This window comes from Streptomyces sp. NRRL S-455, from assembly GCF_000717875.1.
Lineage (GTDB): Bacteria > Actinomycetota > Actinomycetes > Streptomycetales > Streptomycetaceae > Streptomyces.
The window spans coordinates 43,830-68,889 of sequence record NZ_JOCT01000002.1; the positions used below are offsets into that span (position 1 = coordinate 43,830).

Annotated in this window: 21 protein-coding genes and 3 pseudogenes; 14 read left to right on the forward strand and 10 right to left on the reverse strand. The window is 68.5% G+C overall.

Annotation, left to right across the window (positions count from 1 at the left end; translation table 11 throughout):
- Nucleotides 1-107 precede the first annotated feature (107 nt).
- Nucleotides 108-1,553, forward strand: a complete 1,446-nt coding sequence (locus IE97_RS0102795; protein ID WP_037843915.1) for an FAD-dependent monooxygenase — start codon at nucleotides 108-110, stop codon at nucleotides 1,551-1,553.
- A 60-nt stretch (nucleotides 1,554-1,613) separates the two neighbouring features.
- On the opposite strand, the gene IE97_RS41895 is transcribed toward IE97_RS0102795, so the two are convergent.
- Entirely contained in the window at nucleotides 1,614-1,766 is a 153-nt protein-coding gene (locus IE97_RS41895; RefSeq protein WP_158708221.1) for a hypothetical protein, read from the reverse strand.
- 163 nt (nucleotides 1,767-1,929) lie between these two features.
- Here IE97_RS41895 and IE97_RS42720 point away from each other — a divergent pair.
- Nucleotides 1,930-2,141, forward strand: a pseudogene (locus tag IE97_RS42720) (transposase); the annotation flags it as partial.
- 92 nt (nucleotides 2,142-2,233) lie between these two features.
- Here IE97_RS42720 and IE97_RS42725 read toward each other — a convergent pair.
- The 3 genes from IE97_RS42725 to IE97_RS39160 form a co-directional block, all read right to left on the reverse strand.
- Complete coding sequence (locus tag IE97_RS42725; RefSeq protein WP_030230234.1) at nucleotides 2,234-3,676, reverse strand: hypothetical protein; 1,443 nt, start codon at nucleotides 3,674-3,676, stop codon at nucleotides 2,234-2,236.
- Entirely contained in the window at nucleotides 3,673-3,810 is a 138-nt protein-coding gene (locus IE97_RS43550; RefSeq protein ID WP_324608003.1) for a hypothetical protein, read from the reverse strand. The genes IE97_RS42725 and IE97_RS43550 overlap by 4 nt, the downstream gene beginning before the upstream one ends.
- A 337-nt stretch (nucleotides 3,811-4,147) precedes the next feature.
- Nucleotides 4,148-5,125 (reverse strand): hypothetical protein, encoded by a 978-nt coding sequence (locus tag IE97_RS39160; RefSeq protein ID WP_324608004.1) that lies wholly within the window; start codon nucleotides 5,123-5,125, stop codon nucleotides 4,148-4,150.
- 789 nt (nucleotides 5,126-5,914) lie between these two features.
- Here IE97_RS39160 and IE97_RS0102810 point away from each other — a divergent pair.
- From IE97_RS0102810 to IE97_RS39760, 4 genes are all read left to right on the forward strand, one after another.
- Nucleotides 5,915-6,178 (forward strand): hypothetical protein, encoded by a 264-nt coding sequence (locus tag IE97_RS0102810; RefSeq protein WP_420706042.1) that lies wholly within the window; start codon nucleotides 5,915-5,917, stop codon nucleotides 6,176-6,178.
- A 62-nt stretch (nucleotides 6,179-6,240) separates the two neighbouring features.
- Nucleotides 6,241-6,795: an OmpA family protein gene (locus IE97_RS0102815; protein WP_420706043.1), complete on the forward strand. Its 555-nt coding sequence runs from the start codon at nucleotides 6,241-6,243 to the stop codon at nucleotides 6,793-6,795.
- A gap of 79 nt (nucleotides 6,796-6,874) precedes the next feature.
- Nucleotides 6,875-7,231, forward strand: a complete 357-nt coding sequence (locus tag IE97_RS0102820; protein WP_030230249.1) for a hypothetical protein — start codon at nucleotides 6,875-6,877, stop codon at nucleotides 7,229-7,231.
- Nucleotides 7,232-7,380: 149 nt separating this feature from the next.
- Entirely contained in the window at nucleotides 7,381-10,011 is a 2,631-nt protein-coding gene (locus tag IE97_RS39760) for a cytochrome P450 (RefSeq protein ID WP_051704816.1), read from the forward strand.
- 218 nt (nucleotides 10,012-10,229) lie between these two features.
- Here IE97_RS39760 and IE97_RS0102830 read toward each other — a convergent pair whose 3' ends face one another.
- Both IE97_RS0102830 and IE97_RS38120 read right to left on the reverse strand, forming a co-directional pair.
- A complete protein-coding gene (locus IE97_RS0102830) occupies nucleotides 10,230-11,609 on the reverse strand; it encodes a cytochrome P450 (protein WP_051704817.1) in 1,380 nt (459 codons plus the stop codon).
- A 204-nt stretch (nucleotides 11,610-11,813) separates the two neighbouring features.
- A complete protein-coding gene (locus tag IE97_RS38120) occupies nucleotides 11,814-12,254 on the reverse strand; it encodes a hypothetical protein (RefSeq protein WP_234331774.1) in 441 nt (146 codons plus the stop codon).
- Between the two features lie 638 nt (nucleotides 12,255-12,892).
- On the opposite strand from IE97_RS38120, the gene IE97_RS0102840 reads away from it, so the two are divergent.
- From IE97_RS0102840 to IE97_RS41900, 4 genes are all read left to right on the forward strand, one after another.
- Nucleotides 12,893-13,585, forward strand: coding sequence for a hypothetical protein (locus tag IE97_RS0102840; RefSeq protein WP_030230259.1), 693 nt, complete (start codon nucleotides 12,893-12,895; stop codon nucleotides 13,583-13,585).
- A 36-nt stretch (nucleotides 13,586-13,621) separates the two neighbouring features.
- Nucleotides 13,622-14,782: a DUF6545 domain-containing protein gene (locus IE97_RS0102845; protein ID WP_158708222.1), complete on the forward strand. Its 1,161-nt coding sequence runs from the start codon at nucleotides 13,622-13,624 to the stop codon at nucleotides 14,780-14,782.
- A gap of 173 nt (nucleotides 14,783-14,955) precedes the next feature.
- A complete protein-coding gene (locus IE97_RS0102850) occupies nucleotides 14,956-16,272 on the forward strand; it encodes a cytochrome P450 (protein ID WP_267881684.1) in 1,317 nt (438 codons plus the stop codon).
- Nucleotides 16,273-17,063: 791 nt separating this feature from the next.
- On the forward strand, nucleotides 17,064-17,351 hold the full coding sequence (locus IE97_RS41900; protein ID WP_158708223.1) for a hypothetical protein: 288 nt from the start codon (nucleotides 17,064-17,066) through the stop codon (nucleotides 17,349-17,351).
- Nucleotides 17,352-17,837: 486 nt separating this feature from the next.
- On the opposite strand, the gene IE97_RS0102860 is transcribed toward IE97_RS41900, so the two are convergent.
- Nucleotides 17,838-18,554: a transcriptional regulator gene (locus tag IE97_RS0102860; RefSeq protein WP_030230272.1), complete on the reverse strand. Its 717-nt coding sequence runs from the start codon at nucleotides 18,552-18,554 to the stop codon at nucleotides 17,838-17,840.
- Between the two features lie 1,617 nt (nucleotides 18,555-20,171).
- On the opposite strand from IE97_RS0102860, the gene IE97_RS0102865 reads away from it, so the two are divergent.
- From IE97_RS0102865 to IE97_RS38135, 4 genes and pseudogenes are all read left to right on the forward strand, one after another.
- Nucleotides 20,172-20,537 (forward strand): hypothetical protein, encoded by a 366-nt coding sequence (locus IE97_RS0102865; protein ID WP_030230274.1) that lies wholly within the window; start codon nucleotides 20,172-20,174, stop codon nucleotides 20,535-20,537.
- Between the two features lie 721 nt (nucleotides 20,538-21,258).
- Nucleotides 21,259-21,423, forward strand: a complete 165-nt coding sequence (locus IE97_RS42730; protein WP_234331776.1) for a hypothetical protein — start codon at nucleotides 21,259-21,261, stop codon at nucleotides 21,421-21,423.
- A gap of 84 nt (nucleotides 21,424-21,507) precedes the next feature.
- Nucleotides 21,508-22,151 (forward strand): annotated as a pseudogene (locus IE97_RS38130) (SAF domain-containing protein).
- A 42-nt stretch (nucleotides 22,152-22,193) separates the two neighbouring features.
- Nucleotides 22,194-22,883: a hypothetical protein gene (locus IE97_RS38135; protein ID WP_234331779.1), complete on the forward strand. Its 690-nt coding sequence runs from the start codon at nucleotides 22,194-22,196 to the stop codon at nucleotides 22,881-22,883.
- Here IE97_RS38135 and IE97_RS38140 read toward each other — a convergent pair.
- From IE97_RS38140 to IE97_RS41905, 3 genes and pseudogenes are all read right to left on the reverse strand, one after another.
- A pseudogene (locus tag IE97_RS38140) lies at nucleotides 22,862-23,053 on the reverse strand (transposase); the annotation flags it as partial. The gene IE97_RS38135 and the pseudogene IE97_RS38140 overlap by 22 nt on opposite strands.
- A 110-nt stretch (nucleotides 23,054-23,163) precedes the next feature.
- Complete coding sequence (locus IE97_RS0102890) at nucleotides 23,164-24,438, reverse strand: helix-turn-helix domain-containing protein (RefSeq protein WP_234310540.1); 1,275 nt, start codon at nucleotides 24,436-24,438, stop codon at nucleotides 23,164-23,166.
- 122 nt (nucleotides 24,439-24,560) lie between these two features.
- Nucleotides 24,561-24,725 carry a hypothetical protein gene (locus tag IE97_RS41905; RefSeq protein ID WP_158708224.1) on the reverse strand — a complete coding sequence of 55 codons (165 nt, stop codon included), beginning with the start codon at nucleotides 24,723-24,725 and terminating at the stop codon, nucleotides 24,561-24,563.
- Between the last annotated feature and the right edge of the window lie 335 nt (nucleotides 24,726-25,060).

Consider the following 25,060-nt stretch of genomic DNA (forward strand, 5'->3'; position numbering starts at 1 on the left):
GATTGTTGACATACTCCTTAGCGCCTCGCTATCTTCGTCAACGAGTGTTGGCCAACATTTGTTGGCAATAGGTGATGGCAAGCAAGCGTTGGCAACAGGAGGCCACCATGAACGGCACCGCCCCCCATCGCACCGTGATCGTCGTCGGCTCCGGCCCCACCGGCCTCCTCCTCGCCGGTGACCTCGCCACAGCCGGCGTCACCGTGACCCTCGTCGAGAAGCGGCCGCGCAAGATCAGCAACCTCTCCCGCGCCTTCGGGGTGCACGCCCGCACCCTGGAGCAGCTCGACGCCCGCGGCCTCGCCGACGAACTCCTCACCACCGGGGACACCATCACCGGCCTGCGGCTCTTCCGCCGCCTCTCCCTCGATCTGAGCACGCTGCCCTCGCGTTTCCCGTTCCTGCTCATCACCCCGCAGTACGAGGTCGAGCGGCTCCTGGAGCGGCGGGCCCGGGAGGCTGGGGTCGAGTTCGCGTACGAGAGCGAGGTCGTGGGGCTGCGGCAGGACGACGAGGGGGTCGACATCGACGTGCGCGGCGCGGACGGAGCGGTCGTCACCCGCCGGGCGGCCTATGTCGTCGGCGCCGACGGTCACCGGAGTGCCGTGCGGCAGGCGATCGGCCTGGACTTCCCCGGTGTCTCCGTCATCAAGTCGCTGATTCTGGCCGATGTCCGGCTGGCCGAGAAGCCCGAGGGCGTCCTCACCGTCAACGGCCGCGGCGACGCTTTCGCGATGATCGCCTCCTTCGGCGACGGCTGGTACCGGGTCATGGGCTGGAACCGCCGCAACGAGGTCTCCGACGACGCCCCGCTCGACCTCGACGAGGTCAAGGAGATCACCCGCCGTGCCCTGGGCGCCGACTACGGCATGCACGACGCCCGCTGGCTCTCCCGTTTCCACAGTGACGAGCGCCAGGCACCGCACTACCGGGTCGGGCGGGTCTTCCTCGCCGGGGACGCCGCGCACATCCACTCCCCGGCCGGCGGGCAGGGCATGAACACCGGCCTCCAGGACGCCGCCAACCTGAGCTGGAAGCTCGCGGCGGCCGTCCAGGGCCGGGCGCCCGAAGGGCTCCTCGACAGCTACGAGGCCGAGCGCCACCCGGTCGGCAGGGCGGTGCTGCGCAGCAGTGGCGGACTGGTCCGGCTGGCCCGCGCGCGGAATCCGCTGCTGCGTGCCGCCCGCGCCCTTGTCTCCGCGTTCGTCGACATGGCCCCGCCCGTCCAGCGCAAGGCCCTGGGCCAGATCACCGGGATCGGCTACGCCTACCCCGCCCCCCGCGGCGCCCACCGCCTCACCGGCACCCGCGTCCCCGACGTCGCCCTGAAGGACGGCCGGCTCTACGAGGCGCTGCGCGGCGGCCGGTTCGTCGTGATCACGCCCGGGACGTACGAAGGCCCCGGTGTCCGTGAGGGGTGGCTGACCGTGGAGCGCTGGGCGGGCGACTGCCGGACGACCGTCCTGGTACGGCCCGACGGATACGTGGCCTGGGCGGCGGAGGGTGCGGACGCGGCGGGGATCGAGGAGGCGGTGGCCCGGTATCTGGGCTAGGCCCTCTCGGCTGGATCATCCCGGCGTCGCGGGGTCAAGACGGTCGAGAGGCGCCGCACCTCACGGCCGGGCGAGGCCCTGGACGACCTCGGCCGCTCCGCCGAGGTCGACGCCCGCCTCGCCGTCCGTGGCCGGGTTCGCCGGGCGACTGTGCAGGAGAGGGGAGTCGTGAGCCAGCCCTGGCCGCCACGTGGAGCCACGAACCGCTGCCAAAGCCAGGCCGTACTCGGTCGGGTGACGACGCCGAATCGGTGGAACGCGGCCTCCTGGGTTCAAAGTGCGGGATTTGGCGTTCTGTCGGTCCTGTCGTCGCTCGATGGTGTGACGTTGGGGCATCTCTGCTGGTCAAGGGTTCGGGGTTCGCTTGGGTTGTAGCATGAGCATGCTCAAGCCGTACCCGAGTGATCTCACCGATGAGCAGTGGGACCTCGTCGAACCCGTGATCACGGCATGGAAGGCCCGGTATCCGTCGGTCAGCGGGCATCAGGGGAAGTACGCGATGCGGGAGATCGTGAACGCGATCTCTACCAGAACCGCACGGGTTGTCAGTGGGAGTTCCTGCCCCATGACATGCCCCCGCCCGGAGCGCGCCCCCCGTATCCGATAAGCATCTGGACTCCCCTTTCCTGTTCCTGTCATCACCCGGGGCAGTTGTTCGGATGGGTTCCTGACCGGCCCATTCAGGCAGGTCGGGCGAGCGGGGCGAGCAGGCCGTCGCCGGGCCAAAGATCCTGTTCGGTCACGAGTCTGGCGAGGAACGCGTCGACCTCGGCCAGCACGGCGGCGCGCTCAGGGGGCCCGTAATCGATGAAGCCATCGGCTGTGGCGTCGTAGAGGCGCACGTGGCTGTGCGGACCGGTGCAGACGAGGGCGCGCGCGATCTCGGACAGGCCGAGGCTGAGGGCATCGCAGTCTCCGGAGCGGACGAGCTGCAGCAGGTCGGTGGTGACACGTTCCCAGTCGCCGACCGTCGGCCAGTCGTCACCTCCGCCCAGTTCGTGGGTGAGCGTGGCCAGCGGGATGATCTCGCTCGGCTGCCGTCCTTGGGTGAGGAGGTCGTGGATGCGGGTGCCGTCGGGCTGGCGCACCTGCGGGTGGAGCAGGGAGTCGGCGGCGACGACGGTGGTGTTGATCTCCTGGGTGCCGGGGCCGGGGTAGTACGGCTCGTGAGCGAAGAGAAGGTAGACGCCCGGGGTGCGAACGGCCGGGCTGGGCTGGGGCTGAGGCATGAGGACTGTTCCCTTCAGCGGTGGCGCGCTTGGCATGGAATGAGGTGTCGTCCGGCGGAAGACCGGCGGGTACGAGCCCAGTGGCCGCCCGGGCTCGCGGGGCTGATCTGCATCGACAGCGTCCTCGCGTGCGGTGCGCTCGATGATCTGCGTGACCTGGTCGACGAGTTGGAGCATCAGCCGTTCACGGGTGATGAGGTTCTCGGAGGCCGAGCGGGTGTCGTGGGTCCGGAGCGGGCCAGCGGCGTCCCACAGCAGGTTGTGGCCGACCTCGGCGAAGCGACGCAGTTCGTAGCGGTCGCTGCCCGCGGCGGCCTGGACGAGCGAGGTGTGCAGGGTGGCAAGGCGCTGCAGGTAGCGGCAGGCGTTGACACCTTCGACCTTGCGAACGTGCTCGTCGGCCCGGGCGTCCATCCGGCCGGGTAGGTGCTCGGCGAGGAGTGGAGCGAGCAGCATCGTCGGCAGGGCGACGTCGATGGGGACGCCGTGGCGTGTGGCGAGCAGCCCGGCGGTCACGGTGATGAGCGCGACGGCAGCAGCGGAGAAGCGAAGGGAGCCGGGAACGGTGTAGAGAGCGATGCGCTGGGCGGGTCGCCTGGTCAGCCATCGCAGCGCCAGGAGCTGGGTGCGGGTCGCGGATGGGGTGAGCACCCCGATCTGATGGGGGACCTCGGGCAGCGTGCCGTCTGCGAGGACGGTCCAGGCGAGCCAGCCCCACGAGGTGCGTTCGTGTACGAGCACGGGCTGGCATGCGGCCGAGCACGTGCTGTCGCGGACGTGGCCGGTGCGCAGGGCGCGGCTGCTTTCCTTTTCCCACCGGCCCGGGTCGCGGATGAAGGGGCGTTGGTGGTGCGCGGCCGCGGTCTGCGGCGGTGTGTGGAGCGTCTGTGTCACGGGCGGCTTCCTTCCAGGTGGTCGATGAACGTGGAGGCGCACGTGGTGCAGCGGCCGTCGCCGTCGGGGTGGGCGCGGCGGGGGTCGGCCCCGGGCAGGTGCGGCATGGCGGCCAGCCGAGGCAGGCCGGGCACAGGTCCTCGCCGGGGGCGGTTCCGGGCACGCCGCAGCCGGCGCATTCGACGAGGGCCCCGTAGGTCAGGGCCTCGCTCACCGTGCGCGCGGCAGAGGAGGTGGTTGAGCGTGGGAGCGGGTCCTCCCACGCAGGCGTGTCGTGGTGGCTGGCCACGGTGGCGGGGGGTGGGTAGGCCTGGGCGGCGCGGAGCCGGGCGGCGATGATCGCGCCGACGGTGGTGCGGACCGGGCTTGGCAGAGGGCGGTCGCTGATGACGTGCTGAAGCTGCTCGCGCGTCCAGCCGGCGTCCAGCATCGCGGTGACGGTGCGCCCCTGCTCGGCGAGGACCTGGTCAGTCAGCAGCAGCTCGGGGTGCTGTGCACCGATCGCCAGCAGCAGGCGGACGCCTGGTTCGAGGTCCGCGGGAGCCGGTGCCGTCCGATGTGCTGGCGGCGCTTCGCCGCGCGGTCGCGCTGCGCGGGCGCGGGGAGGGAGGGGTCTGGTGTTCTGCTGAGTGGTCTTCTTTCTGTTGGTGTTCTTAGTGGGCCGATCAGCCAACGTAGGGTCATCCACTGGCGGAAGACCCGATTCTGGTTGCGACCTGCTGTTTTGCAGGGCGGGCAGGTCGGTGATGAAGTACGCAGCTGCGCCGAGGGTTCCGTCCTCGCCACGCTCGCGTTCCCGGACGAGAAGCCGTGCTTCTCCAGCTCCTTCAGCCCGCTCTTGACGGCTGACTCACCGTCGCGGCCCCGGCGGGCGATGTCGGTAACGGTCATCCGCCAGCCCTCCCGATGCGTGGAGAGCAGTCCGAACAGTCCCTTGGCCTTGTATGACAACTCGGTGGTATGGAACAGGACGTTGGCGATCTGGGTGAACTGATCGGCGGCCATCACACCCTGACGGATCCCCGCCCCGAACCCGTCGGCGTGCCCGGCATCCGGGGCCGCGATCACCGGGTCGGCTTCGATCAGCGCGATGTCCAGGGTGGCCGGGCGGCCGGTGATGCAGTAAAAGATCTCGCCCAGGGTGGGGTCCGGGCGGCGTAGGCGCTCACGGATCAGGTAACCGTGCGCCTCCAGCTCCTTCAGCCCGGTACGTACCGCTTCCCGTCCGTCCGGACCTAGGCGGACGAGGTCGGCGATCGCCACCTGCCAGCCGTTGGCGTGCGTACTGATGTACCCGAAGATCCCCTTGGCTTTGAACGACAACTGGGAATCACGGAACAGCACGTTGGCAACCTGGGTGAACTGATCGGCCGCCATCACGCCCCGACGGATCCCCGCCCCGAAGCGGCTCACCGCGGTGCCCCGGCGCCGGCCGCGCACGGTGGCCACGACGGCGCACCCGGCTCGCCGAGGTGTGGCGGCCGGTGGTCCCGGGCGTGGAAGCGTGCATGTGTTCCATGCCGTCAGCTCACTCGCCGACCCCGACCAGACTGACGGCCACCAGCCCCGACCATCGGTCACGATCCGGCAACGCAGCCGTCTAGCTGCCGTGGTCGGGCTCATGGTCGGGGCGACCACGTGCCTTCAGCTGGGGCCTGTGCGGGGGTGCGCCGCCTGATTACGCATCGCCGGTCGGGCGGTTGCGCAACGGGGCTGCACAACCGGTCGAGGGTCGTGCGCAGTCGGGTGGTGCTGAGCGGTTGCGCAGTCCGCCCGAGGCTTCCTGATCTTTTCGTGCGCAGGTTCGGGTGCCGCACTGCGCAGGCTTTGCCGCGGCCCTGGGCGGCGACTGTCTGCGCGCTGGTGCGGGGGTCCGGTGGCCGTGCGGCAGGAAGGCGTCACTGCAGCCATCGGCGCCGCGGGCTTGTGGCGGCCAGGACGCGCCGGTTCCCCTCGCGGCTGACCCATGGTCGGGCCTGTGGTCGGGCCGACCATGACCCGCCCATGGACTTCGTGTCCCCATCGTGACCGTGGTCGGGGGCTCGTGGTCGGTGGTCGGGTCGGGGCCCGCGGGTTTTCTCAGGGGCAGAAGCATTCGTTCTGACCTGGGAGTTTGACCATGTCTCCTGGCAAGCAAGGCCTTGGAACGCGAGGCTGCTGCTCCGATGGCGGCGGGCGCCCGGCTGGAGGCGATGCGGCGCCGAGTGCGTCTGTCGCGCCTGGCGGTCTGGACCCTCATTGCGGCCGGCCCGATCGCTCGACGTCCTCAGGACCGGCCCATCGCTGGCCGGGGCGACCGTCGTGGACTTCGCGCGGGGCAAGCGCTACTACGTGCTGCGCGACACGGACGGCCGCCCGCTCACCACCACCGGCCTCTCCACGCTCAGGGCCGGGGAGAGCGTGCACGTCTTCATGCAGTTCCCGGCTCCTCCGGCGAGCACGACCACGGTCGGCTTCCAGCTGCCACTGTTCGACACCGCAAACATCAAGGTCTCCGGGTGAGGTGCGCGACCATGCGCCGAATCCGATCCTGGTTCACTGTCTCGTTCCTCGCCCTCACCACCGTGGCGGCTGCCCCGTCCGGCGCCGGCGACGTGCAGCAGGCGTCCGCCAGTGCCCACGGGAGCGGCTCTGGCCTCGCCCTGCGTAGCGGCGCAACCCTCGCACCTCCGAAGATTCTCGATTTCGGCTCGGATCCTGTCGGCATCACACGGATGGTCGGGGACCAAGACGGCGCCGAGCGCCGCACGGACACGAACGCCGACGTAACGTACGAACTCCAGGCCGAGGTGCTGTTCGCCAAGGACAGTGCGCGGCTGAGTGATTCGGCGAGGTCCCGCATCGCCGTGATCGCCTCGGAGATTGAGCAGCGCTCGGCGACGCGAGTTCGTGTCTCAGGCTTCACCGACGACCTGGGATCTTCCGCTCACGGCGACGTCCTCTCCAAGCAGCGCGCCGCCGCCGTGCGGACCGTCCTGGCAGACGAACTTCACTCGGAAACGGTCACCTTCGAGACACGCGGGTTCGGGGAGCGGCACCCGGTCGCCTCCAACGCCACGGAGGACGGCCGCAAGAAGAACCGGCGGGTGGAGATCTCGTTCGCGCAAACAGGTGGCTGACACCGACCGTGCGAAGCCGCCCCGTTCCTGGGTGGTCGAAAGAGCAAGTACACACAGCACAAGTCGACATTGGTGCGGAATGGGGGACAAGCCGAGCGCGGACGAGGTGGCCATGCTCGACCGGTTCGAGCACTACATTTCGCTCACCATCGACGGCCGCCGTGTCGGCCCCACCCGGGTCGGGGGCCCGCACCTGGACCAGGTGTTCGCCGAGTACACCCGCCCCGGCAAGGTCGCCGCCCTGGAGCGCGCCGCCCGCATCACCGCTGGGGCGGTGCCGCGCGCCGAACTCATCGCCACCGCTGCCGCTCCGCAGGACCGTGTCGGCCGCTTCCTCGCCCAGCGCGCTCCTGCCGCCGCCGCTAGCGAGCCCACGCCGTTTGCTGCCAAGGCAACAGCACTACATGCATTTCGTTCACAATCGTTGACACTTTGACAGTTGTTGCAGCAGGATCGGCTGGGATGATCGCGCATACGGTGCTCCGCCGCGCGCGAGAACGCACGCTCGCTGACAAGTTTGATTCGCACACGGCCGCTGCAGGCCGCGCTGCCCGTTTGCTTCCCACTCGAACAGGAAACGGTGCGATGGCCTACGCCCACTCCGGGGACCCGTCCAGGGGCCCGCTCTTACAGCAACAGCGGACCTGCCCCATCCGCCTTGACCGGCTGGCACTCTCCAACGAGCTCATGCGCATCGGCCCGGAGAGTCTCTCCCCCAGGCTGCGGGAGCAGTACGGCGCGGTCGTCCCCATCAAACTCGATCCAGAAGGCACCGGAACCGGCACGCCGGCCTGGCTGGTCATCGGATACGAGCAGGTGCTGCAGGTCTGCAACGACCACCAGTTCTTCAGCCGAGACTCCCGGTTCTGGCGGGAGTCTCGCGAGGAGCGCGTGCCGGCGAGCTGGTGGCTGTGGCCGCAGATCAAGCACCGGGACATCACCCGGTTCGCGGACCCGCCCTATCACCAGCCTCGGCGGGACGCTCTGATTCGGGCACTCAGGCACGTCGATCAAGTCCAGACGCGGCTCACGGCCACAGCGTACGCTGATCAACTCATCGACCGCTTCTGCCAGTTGGGAAAGGTCGAGATGATTGAGGAGTATGCTCGGCCGCTTCCTTTGCTGGTGCTGGCCAGGCTGTTCGGCCTGCGCGGGCCCGACAAGCAGGCTCGCCTGCTGGACGCGATCCACCGGATGCTGGCAGGCGGGAAGCAGGCGCAACGCGCCGACGAGGAGGTCTCCACCATCCTGCAGGACCTGGTGGAAGACCGCCGCCTGACCCCGCAGGACGACCTGACGTCCTGGCTTATCTCGGCCGCTCCAGGACTGGACGACGAGACGGTGCGCTCGGAGCTGTGGATGATGCTCAGCGCCGGCGCCGGCGGCACGACCAACTGGATCGCGAACGTCCTGCACCAGCTGGCCACGGACGGCCGGCTGCGCCGCGGCCTGGCTGCAGGAAGCATCACTCAGGATGCCGTACTGCGCCAGACCTCGTGGAACGCTCCGCCCGCGGAGAACGTGATGGGGGCCTTTCCCCTGCAGGACACCGTGCTGGACGGCCGACGCATCAAGGCCGGGGACATGCTCGTGCTCGGTCTGGGCGGCGCCAACCATGACCCCGCCCTAGGTCGGGCCCGTAGTAGCTACATGCTCCGTAACGACGCCCACGCTGCCCTCAGTGCCGGGGCGCACCGCTGCCCCGGCACCGAACCAGCTCCTGGACGAACTCATCACCTCGGTCGCCATCGAACGGTTGTGGGTCCGATGCCCGCGCATGGCGCTGGACACGAGCCAGGACCTGTCCTGGGGGCCCTCATTCGTCGTTCGGGCTCTGACCCGCGCCCTGTACGTCACCTTCACCGCATCCGAGCCCGTACACCGGGCTCATGTCCCACCTGCCTTCGGAGGCCCTGCATGGCAGTCACTCAATCCCAGTTCGCCAACGGCATCCCCGCCCCGCATGAGCTGCAACTCGACACACCGCTCTACCGGCTCGACCCCCTGGGAAGGGACTTCCCCGGAGAGGGCGCAGCCCTCCACCGGCTCGGACGGCCGATCGTCCCGGTGGCGCTCCCTGATCCGGTGGTGGCTTGGGCAGTAACCCGGCGAGACGTCGCCGACCAGTTGCTCACCCATCCGGACATGCGCAAGAACCCCCAGTACTGGAAGGCCTACCGCGACGGCCTCATACCGGATACCTGGCCGCTTCTGCAGATCCTCACGGCGCCGACGATGCTCGTCGTGGACGACGTCGACCACACCCGGCTGCGCCAACCGATCCAGCGGGCCTTTACCCCACGGCGTGTGGAGGCCCTACGCCCGCGGATTGAGGAGATCGCCGACGAACTGCTCGACGGGATCGCCAGCACCGATTCAGGCACGGTGGTGGACCTTCGCGAGACGTACGCATTCCAGCTGCCGGTGACAGTGATCTGCGAGTTGTACGGCGTCGACGACGAGGCCATGCGCCGCCAGCTTGCCGTGGACACCCGCCTGCTGCTGAACAGCACGACACCGTCCGAGGAACGCCTCGGTGCGCAGGCGTCCATCTTCGGCACCATGGCGCAGTTGATCGACCTCAAGCGGGCACAGCCCGGTGACGATCTGACCACGGCACTGATCGCCGAGTTCGACCGCGGCGGGATGACCGGGGACGAGCTGGCCGGGACGTTGTTTCTGATGTTGATCGCGGGCCATGAAACCACTCAGAATCTCTTGTCCAACGCCGGTCAGCGCCTGCTTCAGCACCCCGAGCAACTGGCCCGGGTGCTGAACACGGGGCCCGGTCATGATCCCTGGCCGGGGGTGGTCGAGGAGGCTCTGCGTCTCGATGCGCCAGCCGCGACCACCATGTTCCTCTATGCGGCCGTTGACGTGACGATCGAGGGCGTGACCATCCGCGAAGGCCAGCCAGTCATGATCTACACCGCCGCCATCGGCCGCGATGACCATGTCTTTCCCCACCCTCACGTCTTCATCGCGGACCGCGCCAACGCCCACCAGCACCGGGCTTTTGGTCACGGCGTCCACCACTGTCTGGGCGCGCCGCTGGCCCGCCTCGAGGCCCGGCTCGCTCTGAAGGCGCTCTTTGAACGCTTCACCGTTACTGCGGCCGAGCCGCTGGATGCGGTGGAACGGGTGCCGTCCTTGTCGAGCAACGCTCCCGCACGCCTGCCTGTCTACGTCACCGCGCGCGAGCAGCGCCCAGCGTAGAAGCTGTCGGTCTGGGCCCGGCACACCGCGTGGGGGATGTTGGGCCCAGCCGTGTCCGGCCATTTCGGCTGCATTGCGGCCCGACCGCCGATGACGCCTCGATCTGCTCCCTGGCCCCTCGCGAGTCGATCGGTCACCATAGCGACCGCACCCTCCACAGCCGACCTCGCCCACGCATCGCGCATGCGCGCCACCCCAACCCAGGACTAATCAGGCACTCAGCGGGTGGCGTGCGACGTCAACTGGGTGAGCATCCGGGGTGGGAACAAGTAGTGCGCGCTGCGTGAGGTGTCCCCCAGGGCCGTGTCGGACGCTGCTGGGTGCGCGGGCGCCAGGGTGCTGGCGGTGAAGGTGACGCGCAGGCTGGTCAGTTGCCTCACGATGATGGATCCGCCGTGCTGCACGGACGCGTCGTCCTGGAGGCGGAGACTGCGGCAGCGGGCCAACAGGCGCTCAACTGCTGTTTGCCCGACCACACGGGCGAGTCGCTGGGCAGCCATGGGGCACTCGTGCGGACCCGCGCCAAACGCGAAGTGTGCCTCGTTGGTGAGGGTGTGCTTGATGTCGTCGGTGTGGACGAGTGGGTCGGCGTTGGCGCCGGCCAGGCCCAGGATCAGCAGCGCGCCACGCGGAATGCCGCATTTGCCCAGCCGTACGTCCTCCAAAGGGAAGCGGCCCAGCACGTTGTGGACCGCGGGATTGCTCCAGTGGGTGTCGTTCATGATCTCGGAGACAGTGGTTCTGCCCGCGAGGTACAGCGAGTGGAGCGTCTCGTCGGAGACGAGGCGTTCCACGGAGTTGGCGATCCAGCCGGTGGTTCCCCCGGCCCCGGCCATCACCGTCAGCCAGGCCAGGGCGCGCGCCTCGGCGTCGGTCAGTGGCGGTCGCGGCTCGACTGGACCGTGGATCAGCCAGGAGACAAGGTCCCGTTCCGGTCTGGCGCGTCGTTGAGTCACGAGACGGCCAAGGATGTCCATGATCTCGTCGTTGGCGTGATGGGCGTCTTGCCCGCCTTCCAGGAGACGGAAGATTGCGGGCAGAAGCTGTTCTCCCGTCTCATGCGGGAGCCCCAGCAGGCGGAGCATGACCAGTAGTGGAAGGGGTGCGGCGTAGTCGGCGATGACGTCGGCACGCCCGCTCGGGGCGAATCGGTCAATCAGCCGGCCGGCCACCCACTCGGTGTAGCGGCGGGCCGCAGAGGCCTCGAACTGGCTGAGCCCGGAGGTCAGGATGCCCCGCAGCCGCCGGTGCTCGGCCCCTGTCAGGAACCGAGTAGAGCCCTGCTGATAGATGACCTGCGGCAGCAGCGGCCAGTCCGCCGCCACCCTGCCTTCCCTGAGGTCGGTCCACTCACGGGAGTCGGGAGTGAAGAGCCTCTCGTCGGCGCAGACCTCCTGGAGTGTGCGGTGTCCGATCACGAGGTAGGCCGGAACGCCACCGTCCAACTCGACGGGTACTACTGGCCCGTGCTCCTTGCGCCACTGCTCGTACAGGCTGGCCGGCGTGCCGTCCATGGCCTCGCTGGTCAGCCGTACGCGGTCGGGGTGGGCCGGGCAGCCGGGCGTTGGGGGTACCGCGCCGTGGTCGGGATGGGTCATCGCACCGTTTCCTGGTCAGAGGCACCACGGCGGCGGCCGGATGTGCCTGGAAAGGTCAGGACAGGCTTTGTGCCTGGCCTGAGTAGAGATCCTGGTGCACCACAGCAGAGCCGGTCAACGAGCGCGAAGTACGGTCAGCCGTTGGGGAGTTGGCGGCGCCCCGCCCAGTTCCTAGTGCGGGACACTGGTCGTCGCTGCGTGGCGTTACGCGTTGGGGAAGGTCCAGACGTAGGGATCGCCGTCATCCTCGGACCAGTGGACCTCTACGTTCTTCGCGGTCGCTGAGATGACGTACGTCTCGCAGAAAACGTGGCTCTCGCCCGGCTTCCAACTCTCCACGTCGTGCGGGTCCTCACAACCCTGCTCGTCCTCGGTGGCGCCGATCAGGACGGAGCCGTGCTGTCCATCGGCGAAGATCGTGGTGCCGTCGCCCACGTCGGAGCCGTCGGTGAGGGCCGGCCCGCTCTTGTGTGTGTACTTCACGTGCGCGACGGCCAGGATCTTGCCCTTGGCGTCCTCGGCATTGGCCACGGCCTTCTGCGCCTCCGCCTCGGTGCTGATGTCGACCTTTTGCGCCACGATCTCGTAGGTGACCTCGCCCGGGTCCTCCTCGACCTTTCCTGTGGCGCTCTCGCCCGTCTTCATTCCGCCCCCGGAGGCGGCCTGGCTCGGCGACGGAGGTCTCCGCTCCGCCGCCGCATGCGGTGAGTGCCAGGGCGAGGGCAGCGACAGGCGCGGCAAGGCGCAGTGCGGTGACGTGGTGGGGCACGACAGGCTCCTGCTCGTATGGGTGGAATGCTGCCCTGGCCTGACTGGGCAAGGGTGTCGGTGGTGTCCGGCGGCGGCCGGTTGGAGCGACCGACAAGCGGTCGCCAGGCGGGTGGCGTGTGCGCGTTGCCCAAGGGGCTGGGTCGGCGCGCGTGATCACCGCCTTGCCAGATCTTGACCCAGCAAAAGCCAAAGTGTCAACGATCGTGAACGTATCGACATAGGGTTCCTGGTGATGGAGTTCCCAGTGCGACGTGGGTGGCACACCGCGCTCGCTGAGCCGGGCGAAAGGTACAGGCCACCTTTGAGAGCACTCCCTCTCATGGGAAACGGGCGCTGCTAATCTCCGCCCGTAGACCATTCATGCACGGCCAGCTACGAGGGGATCAAGGAGCGTGGACCGGCTGACAAGGAGCAGCGCGGCTCCGGCAGCGGACCGCCGGGAGAATCACTGCAGTCGCGTCGTTGGCGCATCCGTGCCTTCCGTCGCCCAGCCCGCGGCCTGCTGATCTGCCATGGACGTGCCCTTCGCGGTCCCTGCCGGGACGGCCGCGGCTGCCCAGCCTCCGCTCAGCGGGCACAGTGTCGCGTATGCAACGCGGCTGTGGTGGGCCCGCCGGCGTGCGGTCCGCATCGCCAAGAGGCTCGGCCTGCGCCCCGACGAGGGTCTGCAGGCGATGGTCGACCGGATTGAGGCTCTGCGGGGGGAGACCGTCAAGGTCACCGTCGTACCGCTGCCGCGGGCGACGACGGGATTGTGCTGCTTCGCAGACGAGGCCGCCATCATCGTCGTCAACGAGGCTGCCGATCCCCTGCACCGAGTTTTGATCATTCTGCACGAGCTGTGGCACCTGATCGAGGACTTGCCAGATCGGGGGCTGTGGACCCGCCTGTGGCTCCGCTGCATAGCCGGGCCGCTGGAACGGTGCGGGATGCGCCAGTCGACGGGGGCGCCGTCGGCCTTCGGTGACCACTCGGTGTTCGACCTGGACAACCTCACGGACGTGCTGGACGCGCTGCCGCCGGAGTTGGTTCAGGCCGTTCTCACCGAGCGGCGGCAGGTGAGAATGCGCGGCGAGTGCAATCACCGCCTAGATCCGGCCGAAGTGTTCGCCCGGCAGATGCTGCAGATGCTGGCCCTCGGAGAAGATGCCGACGGCACCGGATCCATCACTTCCTCGCTCGACCACCGCCGTATCGGCATCTGAACGCTGATGCTGGAACCCGCCCTCACCGCAGCGAACTTGCTGATCTTCGCAGTGTGCTTCGCTGTCGGTACGGCCAAGGCAGCCGCCGCGCGAGCTGACCGCGACGCGACGCTGCGTATCACCGCTTCGGTACTGCTGTGCGCGTCCATGGTGTATCTGCTGTCTGCCCCGGCCGTCTACCGAGCGGTCGGCACCGCGGTCGGCTCCCCCAGCCTGCCCTCGCTAGTCGTGAACATCGCGATCCTGGTCTGTGTCGGCCATGCCCACGCCCTGACCTTGCTGTGGCATCCCCGACGCCGTACCCCGGAGGCTCTGCGGCGTGCGGTCGTGCTGTGGCTGCCGGTGTACGGTCTGGCGATCGCGGCGATGAGCGTGCTGTTCTGGCTGGCTGACCTGCCCGGTCCCGCCTTCCCACTGTCGTTCGCCACTTCCTACGCACACGTGCCCGCCGCCTGCGCCATGGAAATGGTGTATCTCGCCGCGCTGGTCACCGGTGTCGTCGCTACCGTGCGCCAGTGCCGCGGCCCCGACGGCGTCATTGCGCTGCCTGGACGCCCCGACCTCCAGGACAGCCTGCGCCTGTTCCAGCTCGCCGTCGGTCTGGATCTGGCCTACGTCGGGTGCACCGCCACAGCTGTCCTCGCTGCCTCTCAGGGGTACCACACCCTCGACTTTCTGACCGCGGCCGGCTCCACGGCCAGCAGCAGCAGCGCCTTGGTCGCCAGCTACGGCCTGGCCAAGCCCGCGCTCGCTGCCCGAGCAGTCGAACGCGCCGACCACGACAACCTGATTCCTTTGTGGCAGACCGTCACCGGCAGCACCGAGTGGCCACGGCTGACCTGGTGGAACCGATACGCCCTAGTGGACATCCTCGCCGAGATCCTCGACGGCACCTACCGGCTGACCCCCTGGATGAGCCCGGCTGTCGCCCAGGCCGTCGACGCACTCGTCGAGCCTCGCTCCGACAAGGGCGACATCGACGTGGCCTCGCTGAAGGCCGCCGCCCAGATCCGGTACGCGAGGCAACGCCGCGACGCGGCAGTCCAGTTGAGACTGCCCACCCCGGACGCCTCCGCCGGCACCCCTCGAAGCACCACGGCGCCAACGCATGAGCGCGCCCGCCAGGTCGCCATCGCCCGGCACTTGGACGACCCTCTGGTGAAGGAGGCTCTGGCCACCCTCGATCGCGTGGCCTGAACCAACCAACCCCATCTCGCGATGCTCAATAGATGCACGTGGCACACGCCACGCGGCGGTCCGGATTGCGCACGGGATGGAAAAGGGAAGCCATATGGGCGCATGTGATTGGCTCGAAGGGAGCCCCCGTGACGCACGTAGCGCCTCCCCCCATCCCCAGGGCGGCAGGATCGATGCCGTTCCTGGGTCACGCGATACCGCTCATGCGTGACAACCTCGGATTCATCGCCTCACTCCGCCGCAGCTACGGCGAACTCGTAGAAATAACGCTGCAACCCGGCACCCGCACCATCATCGTTCAGGACCCCGAACTCATCCGGGCCATGCTCGTCGACCTCGGCCCGAGCCTCGACAAGGGCCGCTTCTTCGAGAAGATGAGCCAACTGCTCGGTGACTCTGTAGTCACCGCCGCTGGCAAAAACCACGTCCGCAAACGCCGCCAGCTCCAGCCCGCCTTCGCTCGCGGAGAGATCGCCCGATACGTCGACATCATGCGCGACGAAGTCACTGCCACCGTGGACAGTTGGAAGCCCGGCCAGGTCATTGACGTCCGGGAAGCGATGGTCGGGCTCAGCCTGGACATGCTCGCCAGAACCGTGTTCAGCGGGAGCCTCGACGACACCACCTTCCGCCGGCTGCGGGAGGACCTGTCGGTAGTGATGAACGGCGTCGGTGCCCGCATCATGCTGCCTGACTGGACCGAGAAACTGCCGCTGCCGTTCAACCGCCGCTTCGACCAGGCCCGGAGCGCCGTACGCGCCACCATCGAGCGGGCCGTCGATGACCTGAAGGCCTCCGGACACGACACCGGCGACATGCTCTCCCTGCTGCTGCGCGCCCGGGACGAAGAGACCGGGCAGCCGCTGACCGGTCACCAGATCTGCTCCGAGATCCTCACCCTCGCCGTCGCCGGCACCGAGACCACCGCCTCAGTGCTGTCGTGGCTGCTGTACGAACTCGCCCGCCACTCCGACGTCGAGGCCCGTGTCCTGGCGGAACTTGACGAGGTTCTCGGCGAGCGGCCGGTGACCTTCGAGGACGTTGGCCATCTCCCGTACCTGCGGCGCGTGATCGACGAGGTGCTACGGCTGCACCACACCGGATGGCTCGTCACCCGCCGCACCATCACCGAGACACAGCTGGGGAAGTGGACCCTGCCCGCAGGCACCGAACTGGCGTACTGCCAGCACGCTCTCCACCGCGACCCCCGCCTCTTCCTCAACCCCCTCGCCTTCGACCCCGACCGGTGGGTGGAAAGCGAACAGCCGGCTCCCTCCAACGCGTTCCTCCCGTTCGGCGCGGGCAAGCACCAGTGCATCGGGGACCGGTTCGCACTCACAGAGTTGATCACGGCGATCGCGACGATCGTGCGCACAGTGCGGCTCGTCCCCGCCGACAAGAAGCCGGTTCGACCTGTTGCGCGGGCCACCGTGCGCCCCCGCACGCTGCGGATGGCGGTACGACCACGAGAGGAGGCAATTCGACCGTAGCGCAACACGGGCCGCGAACTGATGCCCGCGACTAACTGTTCCAGTCGGCATCCGGTGACCCGGTATGGGCCCGGCCCGGATGGAGCGTTGTCTCCCCTGATCAGAAAGGACGTGATGTTTCCTCTCGGAGTGCCCCCTTGGGTGGCCCGGTTCACCGCGCTCGGCAGGGCCTATGAGCGCTTCAAGATCCGGCTGGGACTGCGCAGCAAGTCCCGATAGCTGACCGCCGCTTCGGGCCGGATCCCGATCACAGACCGGGATCCGGCAAGACAGCCGTGGCACCCTCTGCATTGGCACTCAGATACGCAAGTTGCCACCAAGATCCTTCGCGTCCGCCCTCCGGTGCAGGTGCGGCATCCGACCAGCCACCGACGCGTTCGTTCACAATCATTGACACTTTGGCGGGAGATCCAGCAGGATCGGAGCCGTCCGATGATCGCACCTGTGCGTGCGGGCTCGCCTACTGGGCTGCGCAGAAGCCCAGGCCATGGCCCTTCGCGGCAAGTCGCCGCCCACAGCGTCTTGGCCATCCCTCGGGCGCGGCACCGCGGCATTGGAGGAGCAGATGCCAGTACAAGCCAGACGGGTCGGCACCCGGCGGATCGCGACCCGCTGCGGTCCCCGTTTTCGGGCCGCAGAACCGGATCGACAGAGCAGAGTCGCCGCACGTGATCTGGGCTGGGGTCCACGGACTGGCATCGGCCCCCAGTACCGCGTCGTCGACACCACGGTGCAGGCGACGGCAGCAGGCAGCCTGGCTGACCTCACTACGCGTGGCAGACGTGGCACCCGTGGCTGAGCAGACTGACGGGCGCCTCTCAGAGGAAGAGCTCGCCGACCTTCGCCGCCTGATGACCGACCTGTTGGCCACATGCACCGAAATCCGCGAGCGGTACACGACTGAGGGCTCATGGCTCCCGTCCGCCGATGGCGTGATCGCCGAGCGCGACGAGGCGCGAAAGGTGATAGCTGACATTGCACGCGCTCTGTCGCAAACGCGCCGTGGCCTGCGCCGTGTCGAGGGGCGGGCACGGCAGCGCCGGCTCGATCAGGGAGTCGTCGTCCTGCCACGCCCCTGACAGCCAGGCACAGACGCTCACCGCGGCTTGCGTCTCATCCCCTCGGGAGACGAAGCCGCCGTGAGCATGGCGGAGGCCGGCCATCCAGGGGGCGGCCTCCGCCACTCAGGCGCCCGCCGCCTGCCCTCTCGCAGCACGCGTGTAAACGCGGCCGACAGCACACCCCACCGACGCCGCACGGTGCTCCGCTCCGCCTTCGAGCACGCGGCGGCACCACTGCCATGGGACACGTTCGCGGGGCCGATGGAGTGCCTGCACCAGGCGGCCTGCCCGCCCCCACGCACCCGAGCCCTCTGTTCCACGAGGAGGAACACCACTCCATGTCCCGACCCCCGACTCGGGCACCGCGCCTGCGCCACCTGACCGTGCTCGCCGCCGGTATCACCATGGCGATCAGCTGCGCAGGGCAAGCCGCAGGTGATCGCCCAGGAGTACACGATGGTCGATTCACGGTAGGCACATGACGGGGTCAGGTGCTCGGCGGCATCAGTCGCCGGTACGGCGGCGACCATCCGGATCTGTGTTCAGCACACCGGCGTCCAGGAGAGCGGTCAGGATGTCGGTCATCGCGTCCGGGTTGCGGCTGAGGTCCTCGGTGGTGCGTGCCGCGACTTTGGTGACACCGTGTGCCGCCGCGTCAGCCACCTTGGTGAGGATGCGCAGCTGCTGCACGATGGGGCGCAGGCGTGCGACCAGGGCCTCGCTCTCGGTGTAGGAGCAGAAGCCCGGTAGGACGCCGAAGAAGCGTTCTATGTAGGCGAGGTTCTCCGGTGTCGGCCGACGGCCTTCGTTGAAGATGTAGCTGAGGGTCGCCTTGCTGATCGTGCCGCCCTGTTTCTCAACGCCGCGAGCGATCTCGGAGAGGAAGTAAGGCCTCGGTCCGCGGCTGCGCCGCATTCTCGTCTTCGTTCGTGTGTTGCGCAGGAAGACGAGGCGCTTGAGCCAGCGATCGCTGTCCTGGTCGTCGGCGGGCCTGGCTCCATTGAGAAGTGCAGTGACCCGCTCGGCGGGCTCGATGCCGGTGTCGTAGCTGAGCCTGTGCGGGTCGAGGAGGTCTGCGAACTTGTCGCGGACTGCGGGCGGCATGCCCTGTTGGAGGGCGTGGAGTTCCCGGAGCAGTGCCGCGAGCTCCTCGGCTGAGGCCGCGGAATCTGCGGGGCGAGACGTGTCTCCCTCGGCCGTCTCGTCGGCGGGTTCATTCACCTGTGCTCTCCGTGGCTGGGCCGGCGGGACTGGACGGGCTTGCTGAGGCTACCTCGGAGGAGGCCTCTGGCCATGGGGGCTTCCGTGATCGTAAGGGCACGGGGTCACTGGCGCCACGATCGTTCACAATCATTGACACTCTGGCTCAAGGTGCATCAGGATCGGAGACTGTCGAAGATCGCGCCCTCACGGCACGGCTGCCTGCGTGCGGTGTCCTGCCGCGCGCCCAGATCCCGGCCCCGTCCGGCCGTGCCCACAGCGCGCACCAACGTCAATCGGCGGGCAGGCCTGGACGGTCAGAGGGAGGGACTTGTCAGTGACAGCACCACGGCTTGCGGTGTGCACCTGGTGGGCCAGCGCGGATGTCGGCCGCTGGCCATGGCACGAGCCCGGCTTTTCTACTGAGGCCTCCCGCAGCGGCTCCCGGCCGCGCGGCCCTCGCTCGCGCGGCCAAGGGCCAGGCCGCGACCTGGGTAAAGGCGTCCGGAGCACGCCCAGGCGCCCCTGCGCGCCTGCCCACCACGCCGGTTCGCACCATGGCCACTGACGTGAGCGTCGGCATTCCCAGCGCCGACGGAACGTGCATCGCCGCAGCGGGCGAGCACTGGGACGCGGTCAAACTGCCGCGTGCGCTCGGCGCGGCCGCGCTGAGTTCGGTGGCCGGAGAACCAGGTGCCGTCGTTGTCTCCGCCGGGAATCGCAGCCTCTACTTCCTGATCCCGCCTGGCTCAGCCACCGCCTGGAACCTGCCACCGGCAGTGGTGCTCGGCGCCACCAGCCACATCGCGCTACCCCCGCCGCACCGGCAGCAGCCACCCGGTCCTTACTGGCTGATCTCCCCTCGCGCAGGGCGGCTCCACACGCACTCGGGTGAGCTGCTCTGTGCCGTGGAGATCGCTCTGGGGATCCGTCCGGGCCGGGCCGCCGCAGAGCAGCCGGACCTCGCACACCTCACTGATACCCAGATCAGGGGAGTCCACTGCGCGATATGCCACGCTCCCCTTGGCCAGGCGCGGAGGCTGGGCACGTTCTGGACCGGTGAAGGAGTACTGGCAGAGCCGACCGACCTGTGGGCATGCGATCCGTCCTGCAGTCCCCCGTCCTCCGCAGCGGCTCGCTCACAGCAGACGACTACCTCGGCATACACGAATGCAATGAGCCGAGAATCCGCTACCAGCCCGACAAGTGACCTGATACCTGTCGAGCAGTACGAGTGAACTCGGTCATTGCCGCCAGCGAGTTGACCGGCAGGCAGATGTTCTCTCGCTCACGCAAACGGCATTGCCGCAAATGCACCAGGCCACGGTTCTGGGCCGCCGGATGTCGGAAGGCTCGGGCAGCAGCTGCACCGCCGTACGGAGAGGCAACATGAGAGCAAAACAACGACGCTCGTCCGGACTCAGCACCGCCGCTGGCCCCCTTCGAAGTCTGGCTGCCGCATCTCTCACGCTATGTGCCGACCTCGCCCTGTCCGCGTGCAGTACCTCCGACGGCAACGGAGAGGCATCCGACACGTCGCCGTCCGTCGCGCAGTCCTCGACGAGTCCTGCCACGCGGGATCCGGAGCATGCAGTGAGGAAAGCCGCGATAGCAGCGTACGCGGCCTACTGGCAGGAGATGGAGAAGCTCTACGCCGACCGCACCGGAAAGAGCGCGCATCTTGATCGGTACGCCGCATCCGCCGCCTTGAAGAACGCCGAGGCAGACGCCAAGCGCGCCCATGACCGCGGCCGCATCTACACCGGCAGTGTCGCCCTCACCGACCAGACGGTCACCAAGGTCGACGCAGCAGGCAAGATCCCGAACGCCACCGTCTCCAGTTGCCTGGATATCTCCAACTGGCAGACCGTCGATGCCGAAACCAAGAAGCCTGTGCCCCTCCCGGAAAACCGGCTGACGAGATTCTTGATCGTCAGCACCATCGAGAAGTACCCGAAGGGGTGGCGCGTCATTAGCGACGAGCCCCAGGGGAAGTCATGCTGACGCGACGCATTGCCGTCACCGCAGCAACCGTCCTGACCACGCTCTCCATCCCTGCCACCAGCCACGCGGAAGATGACCGGGGCAGCGGCGGTATCGAGTGCGGCCTGTACACCTGCCAGGTCGCGGTAGACGTCCCCGGGCAGGGCGGCGGCCAAGCCGGCGGCACGGGCGGTGGCGGACCGTCAGGCGGGAGCGATGACGGCTCCTACGTGAATCCTGACGGCACCTTGGACACGGTCTGCAAATACAAGCTCGCAGACCCGCAACCGCCTGCTGGCAGCTTGGAATGGGATGGCCATAAGCCCGGTGACGGCGCCGTATACGAGCAATCGTGCTCGATGGCCCCAGACGGTACAGAGGATCTCTGGGTGATTCGGATGGTGTGGCTGGCTGAACCGCCCGAGCAAGAAGCGGTGGCCCCGACTGTCTTGGCGCAGCGGGCAGTCGACTCGATGACGCTGCTCGGCCCGGACATCGCTAGTCCGCGTGCGGCCTGGAAGTACACCGTCGGTGTCCCGATGTGGATGTGGGTCAACCAGAGCGCCACGACTTACGGGCCCAACACCGCTTCGGCGTCGGCGGGCGGGATCACCGTGACCGCGACCGCGAAAGTGTCGAAGATCGTGTGGCAGATGGGTGACGGCGCCAGTGTGACGTGCAAGGCCCCGGCACGCGCTACCAGGCATCCGAGGGCATGGCCCAGTCGCCGACGTGCGGTCACGTGTATTCCAAGACCTCAGCTGGTGCCAGGAACGGCAAGTTCCCCGTCATCGCGACGTCGACCTGGACGATCGACTGGCAGGGCGGCGGAGAGGCCGGCCAGCTCACCGAGATCCGGCAGTCCAACGTGCAGGTAGCGATCGGTGAACTGCAGGTCGTCAGGTAACGCCGCCGGAGGGACAGGACGTTGAGCAAGGCGCAAGAACGTGTAGGCACAGTCAGTTCGAACGGCGTCCCCCCGCAGGGGCAGGTGGCCGGGCCCGTCGCTCCCCCGCGGGTGTCGGCCCGTCGTCGCCGACCAGGTGTCATCGCCCTGTCGCTGGCGCTGATCGCCGCCGGTGGGGCCGGCGTTGCCGTCCTGCTGCTCCAGGTCGGCAACCGCACCGAGGTCGTGACCGTCGTCCGCGATGTGCAGGTCGGCCAGGTCGTGACGGAGGGCGACTTGGGCAAGGCCTCCATCGCCCTGGACCCGTCCGTCAAGGCGGTGCGCGGCAGTGACCTGGACTCGGTGGTGGGCAAGCGGGCCGCTGCCGAGCTCAAGCCGGGGTCCCTGCTCGCCCCGTCTCAGGTGACCAAGGACTCGCTGGTGAAGGCTGGCGAGCAGCTGGTCCCGATCGGGCTCAAGCCGGAGCAGGTGCCCGCCACGGCGCTGGTGCCAGGCCAGAAGGTACAGCTGGTGCACGTCCCCGCCCAGGGGGAGGCGGAGACCGACAAGACGTCCGCCGCTGCGCCGGAGATCATCGACGGGCGGTCGTGAAGGCCTCCAGTGCTGCTCCCGGCACCGGGATCGTGGTCGTCGACGTCTCCACCGCTGCGGAGGACGGCCCGACCGCCGCCGCATGGGTTTCGGCCGGCACCCTGCGCCTGGTCCTCGCCGCTCCGGACGGTAGCTGATGGCTGTGATCGCGCTCGCAGGGTGCAGTGGCGCGCCCCGGCGTGACCACGAGCGCTCTCGCCCTGCTGCTGTCGTGGCCGCTGGAGGCTGGCCGGCGGATGATCCTTGCCGAATGCGACCCGGACGGCGGAGCCGTGCTGCACGGTCTCCTGCAGGGTTCGCTTGGCGACCGGTACGGGCTGCGCAACCTCTCGGTCGCCGCCCGCAAGGGAGAGTTCAGCGACGCATTCTGGCGTCAGCTGATCGACTTGAGCAGCGACGATGGCAAGAAGGAGTCTCCGCGAGACCGGCTGCTGCTGCCCGGCATCACCGACCCCGCGCAGGCGGCGAGCCTTTGCTCGGTGTGGAAGGTCCTGGCACAGATGTTCCGCGGCATCGAGGCCGAGAGCGCTCACGACGTCCTGATCGACCTCGGCCGACGCGGGGCGTACGGGCCATCCGGCGTCCTGGCGGAGCAGACTGACGCCGTGTTCGTCGTGGTCCGCTGCACGCTGCGCTGTCTGCAAGCTGCCGAGGGCCGAGTGCGCACACTCGAAGAGCGGGTCGGCGACATCAGCGTCCTGATGATTGACGATGGGCCGTATCCCGCGGGCGAGGTGCAGCGCGTCCTTCAGGTACCGGTGGTGGCCACGCTGCCGTACGCGCCGAAGGAGGCCCGCGTACTGTCCGACGGCGCCGAGCAGCCGCGCCACTTCACTAAGACGTGGTCTCATTTGGTGAGTCTGCGGTAGCAGATGAGGCTGCAGGCGATGGCAGTGAAGGCCAGGAAGTGCTCGGCCTTTCGTTCGTAGCGGCGGTGCAGGCGGCGGCACCCACCCAGCCAGGACATCGTGCGCTCGACGGTCCAACGGTGCCGGCCCAGCCGGGTGGAGGACTCGATGCCCTTGCGGGCGATGCGGGGCGGATGCCGCAGTCGCGCAGGATCTTCCACGTCTCCATCCGCGTGAAGACGTGCTCGACCCGGGCTTGGACACACTTATGGGAGCGGTTGTGCTCCTTCTTCCAGTCGTTCTAAAGAGCGCTTTCGGCCACCGTGCGCCAGACCTCGGCCGCGAGGTCGGGCATGTTGGCCATCTCCACCTGGGCGACGAGTTCCCTGAGCCGGCCGCTCGCCTCCGGGTCGCCGGCCTTCAGGTCGAGCACTCCGCGCAGGACCTCCAGCCGCATCTGGTCACGGTAGGTGAACGACTGGGCGCCCTCCCCGACCTGGGCCACGAGTTCTGTGGCGCGGTCTGCGTCGCCCTGGTGGTAGGCGAGCTTGGCCTTGAGGAAGAGCAGTTCGTGCCAGTGCCGCAGCGGACCGGCGACCTTCAGCAGCGGTTCCACGCTGTCGAGGAAGGACTCCGCTTCGGCGAGCCGGGGCGGCATGGACTGCATGGTCAGGGATGCTGCGGCCAGCCGCAGCCTGATCCAGAGCACGAGGTTGTCGCGACTGTCGAGGGCACCCAGCGCCTCGAGCAGGAAGGCGAAGGCCCGGGTGTGATTGCCCTGCCGGGTGCTGACGGTGGCCGCGGTCCAGAGCACCTCGGCGGCCAGTACGCCGTCAGTGTGCTCCAGCGACTTGCGGACCTCGTCGACGAGCCTGGCGGCCTCCGCGAGGTCGCCCAGCTCCGCCTCCGCCGACACCAGGACGAGCTTGCTGCGGACCAGGTCGGAGGTGGAGATCCGGACGCCGTGCTCCTGGCTGAGGGCCAGCACCTGCCGCACGGCCGCGCGGGCCGCCTCTGCGTCGCCGAGATTGCGGGCACAACGCGCCAACCTCAGCTGGGCCCGCACCTGGAGGACAGGCCGCCCCATGTCGTTGCTCAGTTCGCTCAGGCGCATCAGGGCGCCTCGCTGACCGGGAAAGTCACCGAGGGCCTCGTAGCATCTGGCGAGCTGGGCGAGCGCATGCCAGCGCATGACGGGGTCGGCGTCGTCGGCGGCGTCCAGGGCCTCGACGAGGATGCCCGCCGCCTCCTCATCGATCTCCCGCTCCGAGAGCGCGGCGACGGAGGCGACCGCGTCGGTCAGGCTGTCCTCAGGCTGCTTCTCGAAGCTCTCGACCGGAATGCCGAGGCGTTCGGCCAGGTAGGCGACCGAACGCTCAGTCGGCCGGCGGCTGCCGGACTCCAGGCGTGACAGATATGTGGCAGACATTCCAGGCCCTGTCAACTCGACCTGGGACTTGCCACGCTGCTGCCTCAGCTGGCGCAGACGCCGACCGAATGCTGGCTGCTCAAGCAACTTCCACCTCTGCGTGGAACATGTGGTGCGTTGTCCCCCGACGGACAATTTCAAGCACACCAAGGGCGGGCTTGGATACTCGCGTCCGATGGTTTCATTCCATGGACCGCTTGGCAAAGTTTGACTCAATACGGGCAATCGGCTCGGCGGCCGGTCGGGCGACCGATGGAATCCGGCGGCCCCTACGGCCAGTCGATAGCGCCGCCCGCATGCCCACCGGACTGAACGCTTACGCTCGAATCGAGGGAACGTTCGGACGCGGCCCCGGCTCCGAGCGCAAAGCTGACGGACAGGGCGAGGACGGCCAGCCCCCCGGCGGCGATCTTGACAAGCTTGGTGATCTTCACGATCTGGCTCCTTGACATCCACTATTCCGCCCCGCGCCATCGGTTTCGGCCGTCCGACCTGTAGGCACGGCGGGCCCCCCGGTTGCGCGGGTCGGCTCGAACACTAGATGGCGAGTGGAGAGCTTGGCAAGTGATTGACAAGAGTAGGCAATCTGTCGCGCCGCCAGGCGGGATTCTGCGGCTGCGGACAGAGGCGCTGCTCGCTCTGCCCGCGCCGACACGGCGTCCGGTGCCCAGGTCGAGGGGTCCCGGAGCCGGGCGCAGGAAGCACTTGCCGCGGTGGAGCAGGCCTCCTCCACCTCCACGAGCACGGCGGGCTGGGACCTGTTGCCCCG